We start from the raw sequence: 15,245 nt of genomic DNA, 5'->3' as shown, positions 1-15,245 counted from the left end.
GCCGGCACGTCCACAACAGGCCCCGGGGAGGAGGCGTGGTGATCAGGAGAGGGCACCGGGCGGTGCCGGCTGCCCTGCTGGTGCTGGTCCTGGCGGCGGGCGGCTGTACGGGCACGCCGGGCACCGGGGCCGAGCCGACCCGTGCATCGTCGGCGTCCGGGGCACCCGGGACGTCCGGGGCGCCCGCCCCGTCCGCGGCCCGGGTGTGTGCCGGGCCGGCGCCCGGTCCGGCCGAGGCGCCGGCCGGCGCGGTGACCGTCGACCCCGCGGTGGTCGGCGACCTGGCCGCAAAGACCAAGAGCAGCCCGCCGAACACCACGTTCTGGCTTCGGCCGGGAACGCACCGGCTCGAAGCGGACCGTTATGCCCAGGTGATCCCCAAGGAGGGGAACAGCTATCTCGGCGCGCCGGGCGCGGTGCTCGACGGTCTGAAGACCAACCAGTACGCGTTCGGCGGTTCGGCCGGCCAGGTCACCATCCGCCATCTGACCGTGCAGGGGTTCATCGCGCCACACAACGAGGGCGTGGTCAACCACGACTCGGCCGACGGATGGCTGATCGAGCACGCGGTGATCCAGAACAACTCCGGTGCGGGGCTGATGGCCGGTGCCCGCCAGCGGGTCCGGGCCAGCTGCCTGCGCGGCAACGGGCAGTACGGAATGAACGCCTACAAGTCCGGTGCCCCGGTGAGCGGCCTGCTGATCGAGGGCAACGAGATCACGGCCAACAACACCGACGACTGGGAGCGGCGGCAGCCGGGCTGCGGCTGCACCGGGGGCGTCAAGCTCTGGGCCGTCAACGGCGCCGACGTCCGCGGCAACTGGGTGCACGACAACCGCGGACCCGGGTTGTGGGCGGACACCAACAACAACGACGTCCTCATCGAGGACAATGTGCTGGAGGCCAACGACGGTGCCGCGCTGATCTACGAGACCAGCTACAACGCGATCATCCGGAACAACACGATCCGGCGGAACAACTGGGTCGAGGGCCGCAAGAACGCCGAACGCGGCGACAGCTTCCCGTTCGCGACCGTCTATCTGTCCGAGTCCGGCGGCGAACCGCGGGTCCGGGCCCGCACGGACAAGATCGAGATCTACCGGAACCTGCTGGAGAACAACTGGTCCGGGATCACCCTGTGGGAGAACGCCGACCGGTTCTGCAACAGCCCGGCCAACACCTCCTCCGGTGAGTGCACGCTGCTGGTGGAGGACACCGGCCGCTGCACCCGGCCGGGGATCGCCACCGCACCGCTCTACTCCGACTGCCGGTGGAAGACCCAGCGGGTGGACATCCACGACAACCGCTTCGTGCTCGACAAGTCCGTGGTCGGGTGCACGGTGAAGTGCGACCGGATGGCCGTGCTGGCCAACTACGGCACCTATCCGGACTGGTCGCCCTACCACGGCGAGCGGGTGGCCGAGGCGATCACCCGCGAGCAGCACAACCGCTGGCACGACAACGTCTACCTCGGACCGTGGCAGTTCGTCGCCCCGGACCCGAGCCAGGTGCTCGACTTCGGGCAGTGGCAGGGCACGCCGTACCAGCAGGACACCGGCAGCACCTTCCGGGCACAGGAGGGTGGCTGAGATGGACACGGGCCACACGTCGAAGATCGTCGGTACCGTCTGGGGGCTGCTGGTCCTCAACACGCTCGGCTCCGCCGGGGCGCAGACCATCGTCCCGCTGCCCCGCTCCCTGATCCAGATGGTCACCATGGGCGCGCTCGTCGCCGCGTTCGCCCTGGCGCTCGCGGTCAACCTGCGGCTGCGCATCCGGGCCAGTGCCTTCCTGGTGCTGCTCACCCTGCTGCTGGTGCCGAGCGTGATGTCCAGCGCGAATCTGGAGTCCGGGTTCGGCGCGCTGTTCCGGTGTACCCGGCTGGCGCTCTTCGTCGGCACGCTGTGGCTGCTCAGCCGCTGGTGGGACGGCGGCCTGGGGTTCGTCCGGCGCCATATCCGGATGTACTTCGCGGTCCTCGGGTCGGTGGCCGCCGGTGCGGTCATCTCTCCGGGTGCCGCCATGCCCGAGCTCTACGGCGGGCGGCTGGTCGGCGCGCTGTGGCCGCTCACCCCGCCGCAGATCGGACAGTACGCCGCGGTGATCACCGGGCTCACCGTGCTGCTCGTACTCGGCCGCCGGACCGACGGGCGCAGCGCGGCGGTGGTCATCGTGCCGGCCCTGGTCCTGCTCGCGCTGACCCACACCCGGACCGCCACGCTCGGCCTGGTCATCGGGCTGGTGCTGGCGATCGGCTCGCTCGTGCTGACCAGCGCCGCGGCCCGCCGGTTCTTCGGCTGGGCGGTACTGTGCGCCGTCGTGGCCGCGGTGGGGTTCAACTCCGCGCTGCAGGCGTGGTTCCTGCGCGGGCAGAGCAAGGAGAACTTCTCCAACCTGACCGGCCGGGCCAAGGTCTGGGACGCCCTGCTGGCGGCCCCCAGGACGACCACGGAGCAGCTGTTCGGGATGGGCCTGGGCGACAAGTCGTTCGGCGGGCTGCCGATCGACAACAGCTGGCTGGCCGTCTACCACGAACAGGGGCTGACCGGCGCCGCCCTCGTGGCTGCGGTGATCGTCGTGCTGGGCGGTGTGGCGCTGCTGCGACCGCCGTCGCTCCAGCGGGCCTGCGCGATCTTCCTGATCGCCTACTGCGCGATCGCGTCGTACACCGAGGCCGGGCTGGGCGACGCCTCGCCGTACCTGCTGCATCTGGCCGTGGCCGCCTCACTGCTGGCGGCACCTGCCGCGGCCACTCCCCTCCCGGCGGCCGAAGCTCCTGGACGCCCGGTACCGGGACGGGTCCGAACGACGGAGGTGACCTGAGCATGGACAGCCTGCACGTGCTGGTGGTGCACAACCGCTACGCCTCGGCGCAGCCGAGCGGGGAGAACAAGGTCGTCGACCAGGAGGTGGAGCTGCTGCGGGCGGCCGGCCACCGGGTCGAGGTGTTCGAGCGGCGCAGCGACGACATCGCCGCCCGGTCCCTGCCGGCCAAGGCCGCGGTCCCGCTGCTGGTGCCGTGGAACCCGGCGGTCCGCGCGGAACTCGCCGGCCAGCTCCGCACCGAGCGGCCGGACGTGGTGCACGTCCACAACGTCTTCCCGCTCCTGTCGCCCGCGGTGCTGGCCGCCTGCGCCGATGCCGACGTGCCCGCCGTCGCCACGCTGCACAACTACACCCAGGTCTGCCCGCCCGGCACGCTGCAGCGGGACGGCCGGCCGTGCACCGAGTGCGTCGGGAGGGCGCCGCTGCCCGCCGTCCGGCACGGCTGCTACCGGAACTCCCGGCTGGCGACGGTACCGCTCGCGGTCAGCCTGTCGGTCAACCGGCGGCGCTGGTGGTCCGGGGTGGAGCGGTTCCTGTGCATCTCCGCGGCGCAGCGCGAGGTGCTGGTGCGGTCGGGCATGCCGCCCGAACGGCTGGCCGTGAAGCACAACTTCGTGCCCGAACCGGGCGTCGGCCGGACGGGTGCCGGCGAGCACCTGCTCTATCTGGGCCGGCTCGCGGAGGCCAAGGGCGTACGGCTGCTCATGGCCGCGTGGGACGAGATCGCCGCCGGCGGCGGTGTGGGCGTGCCGCTGGTGGTCGCCGGGGCGGGGCCGCTGGAGCGGGAGGTGACCGCCTGGGCGGCGGGCCGGGAGGACGTGCGGTACGTCGGCCTGTACGACGCGGCGGAGAGCCGGGAGGCCGTCGCCCGGTCGGTCGCCGTGGTGGCTCCCTCGACCTGGCTGGAGGCGTTCGGTCTGGTGGTCGTGGAGGCGATGGCGGCCGGGGTCCCGGCTGTTGCCGCCGGTCACGGCGCCTTCACCGAACTCGTCGAGGACGGGGTGACCGGGCTGCTGCACCGGCCGGGCGAGTCCGGCTCGCTCGCGTCCTGCATACGCCGGATCGCGGCCGAGCCGGCTCGCAACCGGGAGATGGGCCGGGCGGCCCGGCTCCGTTACGAGCAGGGCTTCAGCCCTGCCGTCGGGCTGGAACGTCTGGTGGAGGAGTACCGCACCGCCATCGCGGGTCGGTACGGCGGCGGGGACGTCCCGCCGCCGACAGGGAACGGAAACGCTGGCTCGCCGCGGGGCACCCGCGCGGGCAGGGATGGGGGCAGTAGATGACCGGATGCCGACTCTGCGGCTCGGCGACGCTGGCGAGCGTCGTCGACCTCGGGGCGACCCCGCCGTGCGAGAGCTTTCTCGCCGCGGACCAACTGGACCGGCCGGAGCCGGCGTACCCGCTGCACCTGCGGGTCTGCACGGAGTGCTGGCTGGCGCAGATCCCTCCGCTGATCACTCCGGAGGAGACGTTCCAGGAGTATGCGTACTTCTCCTCCTACTCGACCTCCTGGGTGGAGCACGCGCGCACCTTCGTCGCCGACGCCGTCCGGCGGCTGGACCTCGACTCCGCGGCGAAGGAAGCCTTCGTGGTCGAGGTCGCCAGCAACGACGGGTACCTGCTCCGGCACATGGTGGACCGGGGGATCCGCTGCCTGGGCATCGAGCCGTCGGTGAACGTCGGTGCCGCGGCGCGGGAGGCGGGGGTGCCCACGCTCACGGAGTTCCTGGACCCGGCCACCGGCTCGGCCGTCCGCGCCGAGCACGGCCCGGCGGACCTGGTCGTGGCCAACAACGTGTACGCGCACATCCCCGATGTCGTCGGGTTCACCCAGGGGCTGCGCGCCCTGGTCGCCGACGACGGCTGGGTCTCCATCGAGGTGCAGCACCTGCTGACCCTGATCGAGAAGAACCAGTACGACACGATCTACCACGAGCACTTCCAGTACTACACGGTCGCCTCCGCGGCCCGGGCGCTGGCGAGCGGCGGACTCACGCTGGTGGACGTGGAGCTGCTGCCCACCCACGGCGGCTCCATCCGGCTGTGGGCCCGGCCGGCCGAGGTGGCCGGCGAGCCGGGCCGACGGGTGGCCGAGGTGCTGGACCGGGAGAAGGCGGCCGGACTGCAGGAGCTGTCCGGGTACGCCGAGTTCTCCGCCCGGGTGGCCAAGGTGCGCCGGGACCTCCTGCGGTTCCTCATCGAGGCGGCCGAGCGCGGCGAGACGGTCGTCGGCTACGGCGCCCCCGGCAAGGGCAACACCCTGCTCAACCACTGCGGCATCCGGCCCGACCTGCTCGCCTACACGGTCGACCGCAACCCCTACAAGCACGGGAGGTTCACCCCGGGCACCCGCATCCCGGTGCTGCCGCCCGAGCGGATCGCCGCCGACCGGCCCGACTACGTACTCGTCCTCCCCTGGAACCTGCGGGACGAGCTGGTCGAGCAGCTGTCCTTCGTGCACGAGTGGGGCGGCCGGCTGGTCTTTCCCATCCCGGAACTGAGCATTGTCGAGGTCACGTCGTGAAAGAGGTAGCAGCATGAAGGTCGTCCTGTTCTGCGGCGGTTACGGGCTGCGCATGCGCAGCGGTGCCTCCGACGACGTGCCCAAGCCGATGGCGATGGTCGGCCCGCGGCCGTTGATCTGGCACGTCATGCGCTACTACGCGTACTTCGGGCACAAGGAGTTCATCCTGTGCCTCGGGTACGGGGCGCACCACATCAAGGACTTCTTCCTCAACTACGAGGAGACGACCTCCAATGACTTCGTGCTGCGCGGCGGGCGGACCGAGTTACTGTCCACCGACATAGCCGACTGGACGATCACCTTCGCGCAGACCGGCATCGAGTCGCCCATCGGGGAGCGGCTGCGCCGGGTGCGGCATCACCTGGACGGCGACGAGATGTTCCTCGCCAACTACGCCGATGTGCTCACCGACGCCCCGCTGCCGGAGATGATCGACCGGTTCGCCCGGCGCGATGCCGGTGCCTCGATGATGGTGGTGCCGCCGCAGCAGTCCTTCCACTGCGTGGACCTGGGCGAGGACGGCCTGGTGGGCGGCATCACCGCGGTGAGCGAGCTGCCGCTGTGGGAGAACGGCGGCTATTTCGTGCTCCGCCAGGAGGTCTTCGACCACATCCCCGAGGGCGGGGACCTGGTCGCCGACGGATGTGCCGGACTGGCCAAGCGCGGCCGGCTGGTGGCGCACCGGCACCGCGGTTTCTGGAAGCCGACCGACACCGTGAAGGAACGGGCTGCGCTCGATGCCGCCTACGCCCAGGGCGACCGTCCGTGGGCCGTGTGGGAACGGGACGGCGTGGCGGCGGGCGCGGCCGGCGCCGGGGGCGGCATCCGGGGCGGCGCCGGGGCGAGGACCGCGTGATCCGGCTCGGGAACCGGCGACTGGACCGGATCGTCGCGGTGGGGGCGCACTGCGACGACATCGCCATCGGGGCCGGCGGCACCCTGCTGACGCTGTGCCACGCCCGGCCGGGCATCAGGATCGACGCGCTGGTGCTGTCCGGCGGTGGCGGCGAGCGCGAGGCGGAGGAAGAGGCCGCGCTCACCGCCTTCTGCCCGGGCGCCGACCTGCGGCTGACCGTGCTCAAGCTGCCGGACGGCCGGCTGCCCGCGCACTGGGAGGAAGCCAAGGCCGCGGTCGAGGAACTGCGCGGGCGGACCGAGCCCGACCTGGTCCTCGCCCCGCGTACCGAGGATGCGCACCAGGACCACCGCGGGCTTGCGCAACTGCTGCCCACCGCGTTCCGCGACCATCTCGTCCTCGGCTACGAGATCGTCAAGTGGGACGGCGATCTCGGCCGTCCGACGGCGTACCAGCCGCTGTCGCCGGAGATCGCCGAAGAGAAGGTACGGCTGCTGCAGGAGCACTATCCCTCGCAGCGGCACCGGCCCTGGTACGACCGGGAGGCCTTCCTCGGCCTCGCACGGATCCGCGGCATCGAATGCCACGCGCGCTACGCCGAGGCGTTCGCCGTCACCAAACTCACTCTCGACCTGGGGGATTGAACCTTGCGCGTACTGCTGACCGGGCATCAGGGCTACCTGGGCACCGTGATGGCCCCGGTCCTCACGGCCGCCGGGCACGAGGTCACCGGTCTCGACTCCGGCCTGTTCGCCGACTGCCTGCTGGGCCCGCAGCCCGCCGACCCGCCCGGGCACCGGGTGGACCTGCGCGATGTCACGGCCGAGCACCTGGCCGGGGTGGACGCCGTGATCCACCTGGCCGCGCTCTCCAACGACCCGCTGGGATCGCTGGCGCCGGAACTCACCTACGACATCAACCACCACGCCTCCGTCCGGCTGGCCCGGCTGGCCCGCGACGCCGGAGTGCGGCGCTTCCTGTACGCCTCCACCTGCTCGGTCTACGGCGCCGCCGGCGGTGACGCCCTGGTGGGCGAGGACGCCCCGCTGCGCCCGGTGACGCCGTACGCGGAGTCCAAGGTGCGGGTGGAGGACGACCTGCACGCCCTGGGCGACGACGAGTTCAGCCCGGTGTTCATGCGCAACGCCACCGCCTTCGGGTACTCGCCCCGGCTGCGCGCCGACATCGTGCTGAACAACCTGGTGGGCCACGCCCTGCTGTCCGGCGAGGTCCTGGTGCTCTCCGACGGCACCCCCTGGCGCCCGCTGGTGCACGCAGCCGACATCGCACGGGCCTTCACGGCCGCGCTCACCGCGCCCCGCGAGGCGGTGCACGACCGGGCGTTCAACATCGGCAGCGAGACCAACAACGTCACGGTCGCCGAGATCGCCGAGCAGGTCGCCGAGGCGGTGTCCGGCGCAAAGGTGCGGATCACCGGGGAGAACGGCGCCGATCCCAGGTCGTACCGGGTGGACTTCTCCCGGTTCCGCGCGGCGATCCCCGGCTTCGACTGCGAGTGGACGGTGCAGCAGGGCGCACGCGAACTCGCCGAGGCCTACCGGAAGCACGGGCTGACCCGGGAGGACTTCGAGCAGCGCTTCACCCGGCTGGCCGTGCTGCGCGAGGCATCCGGGTCCGGTGCGGTGGACGACACCCTGCGGTGGCGCGGATGACCGGGGCCGGCGCGCAGATGCACGCCCTGGTGGAGCGGCTGTATCCGCTCTGCCGGAGCATCACCGGTGACGGTGTCCGCGCCACCCTGGAGATCGTCGGCGAGTACCTCCCGCTGGAGGTGCACGAGGTGCCGACGGGGACACAGGTCCTCGACTGGACGGTGCCGCAGGAGTGGAACATCCGGGACGCGTACGTCGCCGACGCCGCCGGCCACCGGGTCGTCGACTTCGCCGCCTCCAGCCTGCACGTGCTCGGGTACAGCGTGCCGGTGCGGCGGACCATGCCGCTGTCGGAGCTGCGCGACCACCTGTACACGCTGCCGGACCAGCCGGATCTGGTGCCGTACCGGACGAGTTACTACGCACCGGAGTGGGGGTTCTGCCTGGCCCAGAACACCCTGGACGCGCTGCCCGAGGGCGACTACGAGGTGTGCGTGGACTCCACGCTCGCCGACGGCCACCTCACCTACGCCGAGCATGTGGTCCCCGGGCGGGTCCCCGAGGAGGTGCTCGTCTCCTGTCACGTCTGCCACCCGTCACTGGCCAACGACAACCTGGCCGGGATCGCGGTGGCGGCGTTCCTGGCGCGGGCGCTGGCCGAGGAGAGCCCGTACTACACCTACCGGTTCGTCTTCGCCCCCGGCACCATCGGGGCGATCACCTGGCTGGCCCGCAACAGGGAACGGGTGGAGCTGGTCGAACACGGCCTGGTGCTGGCCTGCGCGGGCGACCGGGGCTCCCTGACGTACAAGCAGAGCAGGCGCGGTGACGCGGAGATCGACCGGGTGCTGCGGCACGTCCTGAAGACCTCCGAACGCCCGCACACCGTGCAGGAGTTCACTCCGTACGGGTACGACGAGCGGCAGTACTGCTCCCCCGGGTTCGACCTCGGCGTGGGCTCGCTCACCCGGACCCCGTACGCCGGGTACCCCGAGTACCACACCTCGGCGGACAACCCGGACTTCGTCTCCCCGGAGGCGATGGCGGACACCCTCGCCGTCTGCCGGGAGGCCTTCGCCGTGCTGGACCGCAACCGGCGGTACCTCAACCTCAGTCCGTACGGCGAACCACAGCTGGGGCGGCGGGGGTTGTACGGGTCGCTCGGCGGACGCAGTGACGCCCGGCAGGCGCAGCTGGCGATGCTCTGGGTGCTCAGCATGTCCGACGGCGCGCACAGCCTGCTGGACGTCGCCGAGCGGTCCGGGCTGCCGTTCGACACCGTCGCCGCCGCGGCCGATGCCCTGCACGGCGCCGGGCTGATCAAGGCATGACGTCCATGGCCACCGGGAGGGAGAAGGCGACGGCATCGGCGGCCCGGGGCGGCGGCACCGGCCCCCGGCCCGCCGCCAGGCGGGCCATCGTCGGCCGGCTGTCCTGGGGGCTGGCCGACCAGGCGGTCTGCAGCATGACCAACTTCGCGGTGGGCATCCATGTGGCACGCTCGCTGGGGCTGACCGCGTTCGGGGTGTTCAGCCTGGCCTGGGTGACCTACGGCGTGGTGCTCGGCGTCTCCCGCGGGCTGGCCACCGACCCGCTCGTGGTGCGCTTCAGCGGCGTGCCGGAGGCGGCCTGGCGGGAGGCGGTGGCCCGGTCCTCGGGTACCGCGCTCGGCGTCGGTGCCGTCTTCGGCGCGGTGTTCCTGGTGGTGGGGCCGGTACTCGGCGGCAGCGTGGGGGCGGCGTTCGGCTGTCTCGGCGTCGTCCTGCCGGCCCTGCTGCTGCAGGACGCCTGGCGGTACTCGTTCTCCGCCGCCGGCACCGGGCGGAAGGCGTTCGTCAACGACCTCCTGGCGGGCCTTGCGCTCATCCCGGCGATGGTGGTGGCGGCGCGCCTGAGCACGGGGGACAGCGTGGCCGCGTATGTGCTCGCCTGGGGCGCCGCCGCCGCGGTGGCCGCGGGCTACGGCTGGTTCCAGTCCGGCGTCCGGCCCCGGCTCACCGGAGCCCGCGCGTGGCTGCGCGAGCACCGCGACCTCGGCTACCGGTACCTGGTCGAGAACGTCGGCGTCAGCGGGGCGTCCCAGCTGCGGGCGTACGGCCTCGGCGCGATCGTCGGCGTCGGCGCGGTGGGTGTGGTCCGGGGCGCCGAGCTCCTGCTCGGCCCGTTCCTGGCCGTGCTGATGGGGCTGTCGCTGGTCACCGTTGCGGAGGCGGCGCGGGTGCTGCGGCGGGCCCCGCACCGGCTGGGCCGGTTCTGCCTCCTGCTGGGCGGCGCGCAGGCCGCCGCCGCACTGCTCTGGGGCGCGGCGCTGCTGCTGGTGCCGGACCGGGTCGGCGCGTTCGTGCTCGGCGGTGTCTGGAGCGGGGCCTCGGATCTCATCGTGCCGGCCACGCTCGGGGTCGCGGGCGCCGGCCTCGGCACCGGCGCGGCGGCCGGGCTGCGCGCGCTCGGCGCGGCCCGGCGCAGTATGCCCGCCCAGCTGTTCGCATCCGCCTGTTACGTCATCGGCGGGCTCGGCGGGGCGGCCCTGGCCGGCACCTCCGGGTCGGCCTGGGGCGTCGCCACCGCGACCGTCTGCGGCTCGGCCGTGTGGTGGCTGCACCTGCGGTCCGCCCTGCGCGAGCGCGCCCTGAACCCCCTTTCCGAAGTGAGGACGTCATGACCGCCCTTCCCAGGCTGAGCATCGGCCTGCCCGTGTACAACGGCGAGGAGTACCTCGCCGAGGCCCTGGACGCCCTGCTGGGCCAGACCTACGAGGACTTCGAGCTGGTCATCTCCGACAATGCCTCGACCGACGGGACCCGGGACATCTGCCGCCGGTACGCCGCGCAGGACTCGCGCATCCGCTACCTCCGGCTGCCCCGGAACATCGGCGCCGCGCCGAACCACAACCATGTGTTCACCGAGTGCCGGGGCGAGCTGTTCAAATGGGCCTCGCACGACGACCTGTACGCCCGGGACCTGCTGCGGTCCTGTGTCGAGGCGCTGGACGAGCGGCCGGAGGTGATCCTCGCGCACAGCGGCCAGGCCGTCATCGACGGCGACGGCCGGGTGAAGGTCCCGTACGAGTACGGGCTGGCCACCGACTCCCCGCAGGCGCCGGAGCGGTTCCGCAGCCTGCTGTTCGAGCCGGGTGGCGACGACTTCTACGGCGTGATGCGGGCCGATGTGCTGCGCCGGGTGAAGCCGCACGACAGCTACCACCACGCGGACCGCACCTTCGTCGCCGAGATCACCCTGCACGGGCCCTTCCACCAGGTGCCGGAGCTGCTGTACTTCCGCCGCGACCACCCCACCCGCGCCGAGCGGGCGAACCCTTCCAAGCGCTCCCGGTGCGTGAATCTGGACCCGCGCCGGGCGGGCCTGCTGCACCCGACGCCCCGGCTGCTGGCCGAGTACGTATGGGGTTTCGCCGCGGCGATCCGGCGGGCTCCGCTGTCCCCGGCCGACCGGCGTGCCTGCTACCGCCACCTGGCCGCGTGGCTGACCAGCCGGGTCCGGCCGGGTGCCGGCGAGCGGGTCGAGGACCGTGTCCCGGTTGTCCCGGACCGGCTCGCGGTCTCCGTGGACGCCCTCGTCGCCGGCCGTGAGGGGAGGCGGGCGTGACCGCGGTGCGGGTGGGGGTGTTCGGCCTGCTCGGCTCCGGCAACCTCGGCAACGACGGGTCGCTGGAGGCCGTGCTCGGATACCTCCGCGCCGAGCACCCGGAGGCGGTGGTGGACGCGCTGTGCGGCGGCCCCGAGGTCGTCGCGAGCCGGTACGGGATCCCCGCGACGCGGCTGCACTGGTACCGCGGGGAGTACCGGACCGCCTCGCGGGCGGGCGCGATCGCGGGAAAGGGCCTGGGGAAACTGGTCGACGCCTTCCGCACCGCCGCCTGGGTGCGCCGGCACGACGTGGTGATCGTGCCGGGCATGGGCGTCCTGGAGGCGACCCTGCCGCTGCGGCCGTGGGGCTTCCCGTACTCGCTGTTCCTGCTCTGTGCGAGCGGCCGGCTGCTGCGCACCCGGGTCGCACTGGTCGGCGTCGGTGCCGCCCCGATCGGCGACCGGCCGACCCGGGCCCTGGTGCGCTGGTCGGCGCGGCTGGCCGGGTACCGGTCGTACCGGGATGACCTGTCCCGCGATGCGATGCGGGCGATGGGCGTGGACACCGCGCGCGACGAGGTCTACCCGGATCTCGCGTTCGCCCTGCCGGCGCCGCCGCCGAGCGGACCCGGCGGACCCGGCGGGCTCTCGGGTTCGCCGGACCCGGGCCCGGGCCCGGGACGGGGCCCGGTCTGCGTCGGGGTCATGGCCTTCCACGGCGGCAACGACGACCGCGCCCGGGCCGAGGAGATCCACCGGCAGTACCTCGACGGGACGACCCGCTTCGTCCGGGCGCTGGTCGAGGACGGCAGGCCGGTGCGGCTGCTCACCGGCGATGCATGCGATGCGCCGGTGGTCGCCGCGATCCTCGACGCGGTGGACTCGCCGCTGGTCACCGCTGCCCCGGCGGCCTCGCTGGCCGACCTGATGAAGGAGATGGCGGCTGCCGACGCCGTGGTGGCGACCCGGTACCACAACCTGGTCTGCGCGCTGCGGGTCGGTACGCCGACGCTCGCCCTCGGCTATGCGGCCAAGAGCGATGCGCTGATGGAAGGGATGGGGCTGGGCGCGTACTGCCACCCGGCCCGCGAGGTCGACCCCGACCGGCTGCTGACCCAGTTCCGTGCGCTGGAGCTGCGATCGGCGGAGCTGCGGCGGACGCTCCGCGAGCGGAACCGGGCCGCCGCCCGGCGCCTGGAGCACCAGTTCACCGCCTTGACCGCGGCCCTCTTCCCCGCGGCCGGCCACGCCCACACCCTGCTGGAGACCCCATGAAGGCGACCCGAGTCCCGGAGATCGACGGCGCGTACCTGTTCGAGCCGACGCCGTACGCCGACGAGCGCGGCTTCTTCTGCCGCACGTTCGACGCCGAGGTGATCCGCTCGGTGGGTCTCGACCCGGCCGCCTTCGTCCAGGACAGCGTGTCCCGCTCGGTCCGGGGCGTGCTGCGCGGCCTGCACCTGCGCTCCGGTGCCGGTGAGGCCAAGCTGGTGCGGTGCTCGTACGGGAGGATCTTCGACGTCGTCGTGGACCTGCGGCCGGACTCGCCGACGTACCGCAACCGGGCCTTCTTCGAACTGTCCGGCGAGACGCAGACGACCCTGTACATCCCGGCGGGCTGCGCGCACGGCTTCCAGGCGCTCTCCGAGACCGCCGACACCTCGTACCGGATCGACCGCCCGCACGATCCGGCCGAGGACGTGACGATCGCCTTCGACGATCCGGAGCTCGCCGTCCCCTGGCCGCTGCCGGTCACCTCGATGTCCCGGCGGGACCGGGAGGCACCGAGCCTCGCCGAAGTCCTGAAGCAGAAGGAGAACTGACATCACCGTGGACACCGAAGAGTTCGAACTCCCCCGGTCCCGGACGGCGAACGAGCGGCTGCACGCCGTGATCCCCGGGGGCGCGCACACCTACGCCAAGGGCGACGACCAGTACCCCGAGAACCTGGCCCCGGTCATCAGCCACGGCCGCGGCGCCCACGTGTGGGACGTCGACGGCAACCGCTACATCGAGTACGGCTCCGGCCTGCGGTCGGTCAGCCTCGGCCACGCCCACCCCCGCGTGATCGAGGCGGTACGGCGGGAACTCGACCGCGGCAGCAACTTCGTACGGCCGTCCATCGTGGAGGCCGAGGCCGCGGAGCGTTTCCTGGCCACGGTGCCGACCGCCGAGATGGTGAAGTTCGCGAAGAACGGCTCCGATGTCACCACGGGCGCGGTGCGGCTCGCCCGCGCCGTCACCGGGCGCCCGCGGGTCGCGATCTGCGGCGACCATCCGTTCTTCTCCGTCGACGACTGGTTCATCGGCACCACGCCGATGTCCGCCGGCATTCCGGCGGCGATCACCGACCTGACCGTGGCGTTCCCGTACGGGGACCTGGCCGCCACGGAAGAGCTGCTCACCCGGTACCGGGGCGAGGTCGCCTGCCTGATCCTCGAACCCGCCGGCCATACCGAACCGCCGCCCGGGTATCTCGCCGGTCTGCGCGAGCTGGCCGACCGGCACGGCTGTGTCCTGGTCTTCGACGAGATGATCACCGGTCTCCGCTGGTCCGAGGCGGGCGCCCAGGGCCTGTACGGCGTGACCCCCGACCTCTCCGCCTTCGGCAAGGCACTGGGCAACGGGTTCGCCGTCTCCGCGCTGGCCGGGCGCCGCGAGCTGATGGAGCGGGGCGGGCTGCGCCACTCCGGCGACCGGGTGTTCCTGCTGTCCACCACGCACGGTGCGGAAACGCATGCACTGGCCGCCGCGATGGCCGTGCAGACCACCTATGTCGAGGAGGGCATCACCGCGCGGCTGCACGCCCTCGGCGAGCGGCTGGCCGCCGGTGTCCGCGAGGCCGCGGCTGCGATGGGGGTGGCCGACCACGTCCTCGTCCGGGGCCGGGCCAGCAATCTGGTCTTCGCCACCCTGGACGAGAACCGGGAGCCCTCGCAGGAGTACCGGACCCTGTTTCTGCGGCGGCTCCTCGCGGGCGGGGTGCTGGCCCCGTCGTTCGTGGTGAGCAGCGCACTGACCGAGGCCGACATCGAGCACACCGTCGACGTGGTGGCCCAGGCCTGTGCGGTGTACCGGAAGGCACTGGACGCCGCCGACCCCGTTCCCTGGCTGGCCGGGCGGCCGGTGAAGCCCGTGTTCCGCCGCTTGGCATGAGGCTCCGTCAGTTGGCGTGATGTCAGTGAGGCTTCGGGCGAAGGGTGTCGGCCAGCCGGTCGACCAGCCATGCGGTCGCCGGGACCACCGCGAGCGCGGTGCACCAGCCGCCGAGGACATCGGTCGGGTAGTGCGCGCCCAGGGCGACCTGCGCCCAGCCCATGGCGGTGCCGGCGACCAGCGCCGCGGTGAGGACGAGCGACAGGCCGGCCGCCTTGCCGAGGCCGGGCCGGCGGCCGGTCGCGAGCAGGGCCAGTGAGAGGGCGAGCGCGGTGAGGAAGGCGGTGTGGCCGCTCGGGTAGGACAGGTACCCGCCGTTGATGGTGCGCCCCACCAGGGGCTTGAGCAGCGTCGTCACCCCTACGGCCGTGCCGGTGCCGGCCACGACCAGCACCGCTGCCCGCGGATGCCGGAGCAGCAGGCAGCCCGTCACGATGGCCGCAACCAGGGCCGCCGCTCCCGCCGGCTCCCCCAGGAAGTCCGTGGCCAGGGCGGCGTGCCGCCACCACGGCGGCCGTGCACCGTCCACCGCCGCCCGGATCCGCGCGTCCACCGTGCCGGGCTCGCCGGCGCCCGCGTACCGGACCCCCAGGGCGAGCACCACCAGCGCGGCCACGGCCGCGACCGTTCCGAGCCGGGCACGCAACGACGGTGGCAGCAGCGCGCGTTGCCGGCCCACACCG

The 15,245-nt window shown here is 72.8% G+C and carries 14 protein-coding genes; 13 read left to right on the top strand and 1 reads right to left on the bottom strand.

All coding sequences use genetic code 11. The annotated features are described in order from the left end of the window. Positions 1 to 35 precede the first annotated feature (35 nt). Genes DEJ50_RS29855 through DEJ50_RS29795 form a run of 13 tightly spaced genes read left to right on the top strand, consistent with a single transcriptional unit; the run spans position 36 to position 14,562 of the window. Entirely contained in the window at positions 36 to 1,589 is a 1,554-nt protein-coding gene (locus tag DEJ50_RS29855) for a right-handed parallel beta-helix repeat-containing protein (RefSeq protein ID WP_150211172.1), read from the top strand. A gap of 1 nt (position 1,590) precedes the next feature. Continuing rightward, a complete protein-coding gene (locus tag DEJ50_RS29850) occupies positions 1,591 to 2,823 on the top strand; it encodes an O-antigen ligase domain-containing protein (RefSeq protein ID WP_150211171.1) in 1,233 nt (410 codons plus the stop codon). 11 nt (positions 2,824 to 2,834) lie between these two features. Then, the gene (locus DEJ50_RS29845) at positions 2,835 to 4,109 is read left to right on the top strand and encodes a glycosyltransferase (RefSeq protein ID WP_150212441.1); all 1,275 of its coding nucleotides are present in this window, start codon (positions 2,835 to 2,837) and stop codon (positions 4,107 to 4,109) included. After that, positions 4,106 to 5,350 (top strand): class I SAM-dependent methyltransferase, encoded by a 1,245-nt coding sequence (locus DEJ50_RS29840; RefSeq protein ID WP_150211170.1) that lies wholly within the window; start codon positions 4,106 to 4,108, stop codon positions 5,348 to 5,350. Before DEJ50_RS29845 ends, DEJ50_RS29840 begins: the two co-directional genes overlap by 4 nt. Before the next feature lie 13 nt (positions 5,351 to 5,363). After that, a complete protein-coding gene (locus DEJ50_RS29835) occupies positions 5,364 to 6,206 on the top strand; it encodes a glucose-1-phosphate cytidylyltransferase (protein WP_150211169.1) in 843 nt (280 codons plus the stop codon). Continuing rightward, on the top strand, positions 6,203 to 6,850 hold the full coding sequence (locus tag DEJ50_RS29830; protein WP_150211168.1) for a PIG-L deacetylase family protein: 648 nt from the start codon (positions 6,203 to 6,205) through the stop codon (positions 6,848 to 6,850). The genes DEJ50_RS29835 and DEJ50_RS29830 overlap by 4 nt, the downstream gene beginning before the upstream one ends. Positions 6,851 to 6,853: 3 nt before the next feature. Then, entirely contained in the window at positions 6,854 to 7,879 is a 1,026-nt protein-coding gene (locus tag DEJ50_RS29825; protein WP_150211167.1) for an NAD-dependent epimerase/dehydratase family protein, read from the top strand. Next, positions 7,876 to 9,150, top strand: a complete 1,275-nt coding sequence (locus tag DEJ50_RS29820) for a DUF4910 domain-containing protein (RefSeq protein ID WP_150211166.1) — start codon at positions 7,876 to 7,878, stop codon at positions 9,148 to 9,150. Before DEJ50_RS29825 ends, DEJ50_RS29820 begins: the two co-directional genes overlap by 4 nt. Continuing rightward, a complete protein-coding gene (locus DEJ50_RS29815) occupies positions 9,147 to 10,481 on the top strand; it encodes a hypothetical protein (RefSeq protein ID WP_150211165.1) in 1,335 nt (444 codons plus the stop codon). The genes DEJ50_RS29820 and DEJ50_RS29815 overlap by 4 nt, the downstream gene beginning before the upstream one ends. Continuing rightward, entirely contained in the window at positions 10,478 to 11,425 is a 948-nt protein-coding gene (locus DEJ50_RS29810) for a glycosyltransferase family 2 protein (protein ID WP_150211164.1), read from the top strand. The genes DEJ50_RS29815 and DEJ50_RS29810 overlap by 4 nt, the downstream gene beginning before the upstream one ends. Further along, entirely contained in the window at positions 11,422 to 12,681 is a 1,260-nt protein-coding gene (locus tag DEJ50_RS29805; protein ID WP_190344763.1) for a polysaccharide pyruvyl transferase family protein, read from the top strand. The genes DEJ50_RS29810 and DEJ50_RS29805 overlap by 4 nt, the downstream gene beginning before the upstream one ends. Continuing rightward, positions 12,678 to 13,229 (top strand): dTDP-4-dehydrorhamnose 3,5-epimerase, encoded by a 552-nt coding sequence (gene rfbC / locus DEJ50_RS29800; RefSeq protein WP_150211163.1) that lies wholly within the window; start codon positions 12,678 to 12,680, stop codon positions 13,227 to 13,229. The genes DEJ50_RS29805 and rfbC overlap by 4 nt, the downstream gene beginning before the upstream one ends. A 7-nt stretch (positions 13,230 to 13,236) precedes the next feature. Then, complete coding sequence (locus DEJ50_RS29795) at positions 13,237 to 14,562, top strand: glutamate-1-semialdehyde 2,1-aminomutase (RefSeq protein ID WP_150211162.1); 1,326 nt, start codon at positions 13,237 to 13,239, stop codon at positions 14,560 to 14,562. 22 nt (positions 14,563 to 14,584) lie between these two features. Here the strand turns inward: DEJ50_RS29795 and DEJ50_RS29790 are convergent, their stop codons facing one another. Further along, complete coding sequence (locus DEJ50_RS29790) at positions 14,585 to 15,241, bottom strand: phosphatase PAP2 family protein (protein WP_223838190.1); 657 nt, start codon at positions 15,239 to 15,241, stop codon at positions 14,585 to 14,587. Between the last annotated feature and the right edge of the window lie 4 nt (positions 15,242 to 15,245).

Origin of the sequence: Streptomyces venezuelae (assembly GCF_008642295.1) — a bacterium.
In the GTDB taxonomy this organism is placed as follows: Bacteria; Actinomycetota; Actinomycetes; order Streptomycetales; family Streptomycetaceae; genus Streptomyces; species Streptomyces venezuelae_C.
The sequence above is the reverse complement of the archived record's forward strand: the minus strand, read 5'-3'. Positions and strand labels throughout refer to the sequence as shown.